This window comes from Solimicrobium silvestre, assembly GCF_002976435.1.
Classification (GTDB): domain Bacteria; phylum Pseudomonadota; class Gammaproteobacteria; order Burkholderiales; family Burkholderiaceae_D; genus Solimicrobium; species Solimicrobium silvestre.
The window spans coordinates 1-1,724 of sequence record NZ_PUGF01000057.1; the positions used below are offsets into that span (position 1 = coordinate 1).

At 47.7% G+C, this 1,724-nt stretch carries 4 protein-coding genes; all 4 read left to right on the forward strand.

Annotated elements, in window-relative coordinates:
- Positions 1–237: 237 nt before the first annotated feature.
- From S2091_RS23685 to S2091_RS23695, 4 genes are read left to right on the forward strand one after another with little or no spacing between them, the layout of a single operon-like run.
- Complete coding sequence (locus S2091_RS23685) at positions 238–426, forward strand: hypothetical protein (RefSeq protein WP_133166978.1); 189 nt, start codon at positions 238–240, stop codon at positions 424–426.
- A gap of 38 nt (positions 427–464) precedes the next feature.
- Positions 465–614, forward strand: coding sequence for a hypothetical protein (locus tag S2091_RS24200; protein WP_165795089.1), 150 nt, complete (start codon positions 465–467; stop codon positions 612–614).
- 4 nt (positions 615–618) lie between these two features.
- Complete coding sequence (locus tag S2091_RS23690) at positions 619–1,002, forward strand: hypothetical protein (RefSeq protein ID WP_105534441.1); 384 nt, start codon at positions 619–621, stop codon at positions 1,000–1,002.
- Positions 963–1,478 carry a hemagglutinin repeat-containing protein gene (locus S2091_RS23695; protein ID WP_105534442.1) on the forward strand — a complete coding sequence of 172 codons (516 nt, stop codon included), beginning with the start codon at positions 963–965 and terminating at the stop codon, positions 1,476–1,478. Before S2091_RS23690 ends, S2091_RS23695 begins: the two co-directional genes overlap by 40 nt.
- Positions 1,479–1,724: the final 246 nt, after the last annotated feature.

Consider the following 1,724-nt stretch of genomic DNA (forward strand, 5'->3'; position numbering starts at 1 on the left):
TCCAAACCAATCATTTTTACGGTAGTATCCATTTCGGACTCCTTCTCTTGATTGTCGCTTGCCAGCCCACCTGGCTCGCTAGGCACATTATGATGCCGTTTTCAGGAGGGTGGAGTCCATTTCATTAAGGTGTACTCGTGGGGGCGTCAATAGCAATGCGTATTGTACCGAATGAAATGTTAATGAAATAGGAAAATGTCGAATCATCAAATCTTATTGCAAACCGTGGGAATAAACATGCACCGATTAATGCGATCACAACATGCGGTGCAATGCACTTCGCTATTTATTCCCTACTCATTGCGCCTTGCCAGCATCGGCATCATGGGCGGCCTCAATGTCGGTCGCTTCACTAATTACGGTAAAACCGACGCCAAACAAAACGCCGACGGCACGACCGCCCAGCAAAGCAAAGTACCTGCCTGATTTCCGCCAATCGCGGCAACCTGAATTTACAAGCCGGTTTGGATGCGCAATACAAGGGAATCGGCAGCGGTAACGTCCTCACCCAAGGAGCCGAATTATTAGCTAAAAACAAGGTGACTATCGCCGCTAACGCCGTCGACCTGCAAGCAGTCAACAACGCCAAGCAGCCAAACGCACGCCGAAACTAAGAGCGTGACACTAGGCAGCAGCTTGGCCGGTGCCATCGGTAGTGTGATTACCCGCATCGGCGATCAAGTGACCAAAGCACAAAATACCGACAACGACCGCCTCAAAGGCGCACTCGCCTTAAAAGCGGGCTACGACACCTATAAATTAGTAAATGGTGGAAAGGTCTCCGAAACTACTACTGAATCACTCAAACCTAACCCTCAAAACAGTGGCGACGGGTTCGGCGTCAGCGTCAATTTAGGTGTGAGTAGAAGCCAGCAAGACAGCAACAACAGTGCGACGCAGGCACGCGGTACCCGGAGCAAGCCAGCGAGATCAACATCACCGCCCGAGAAGGTGACATCAGCATGGAAGGTGCCAAACTGCAAGCCAACGATATCGCCTTAGATGCCGCCAATAACATCAACCTACTCGCCGCCAAAAACACCAGCGATCTGCAATCCAGCAACAGCGGCTCCAGCGCTGGAATCGGTGCTACGCTCGGCTCCAACGGCCAGCAAACCGGATTGAGTTTCCAAATCAGCGTATCCCAATCCAAAGGCCACGCCAACGGTAGCGAAACAACATATGACAACACGCAAATCACGGCCACCGATAAGCTCAGCATCAAGAGCGGCAACGACACCAACTTGATCGGTGCACAGTTAGCGGCCGATAAAGTCAAAGCTAACATTGGAGACAACCTCAATATCGTCACGCTGCAAGACCAAAGCAATTACGACAGCAAACAAGAGAATGGCGGCTTCAGCCTCAGCCTGTGCATCCCGCCAATTTGCGCTGGAACCCCGGTCACCGTCAGTATTAATTATGAGAAACAAACGGTGAATCACAACTACCAAAGCGCGGCAGGCAAGGGGGCATGAACTAGTTTTCCTCAACTTGCGAACATCTAAAACATTCAAAATTTACAATTACATTTTAAAGTAGGTATAATAACAATACTTATAAATATAACTATTTGTATTTATAAAAATGGTGACTTGACTGAACTTGCCCGCTTATGCATGCACTATAAACAGAGTATTTTTGATCATTGATTCACTGAGTGAAAAATATCTGTTTGGCAAATAAAAAGTTAATAATTTTGAATTTTTTATGGGATTTAAATG

Coding starts and splice junctions, on each gene's coding strand:
- S2091_RS23685 (WP_133166978.1), top strand. CDS start 238: ATGCACCGATTAATGCGATCACAACATGCGGTGCAATGCACTTCGCTA.
- S2091_RS23695 (WP_105534442.1), top strand. CDS start 963: ATGGAAGGTGCCAAACTGCAAGCCAACGATATCGCCTTAGATGCCGCC.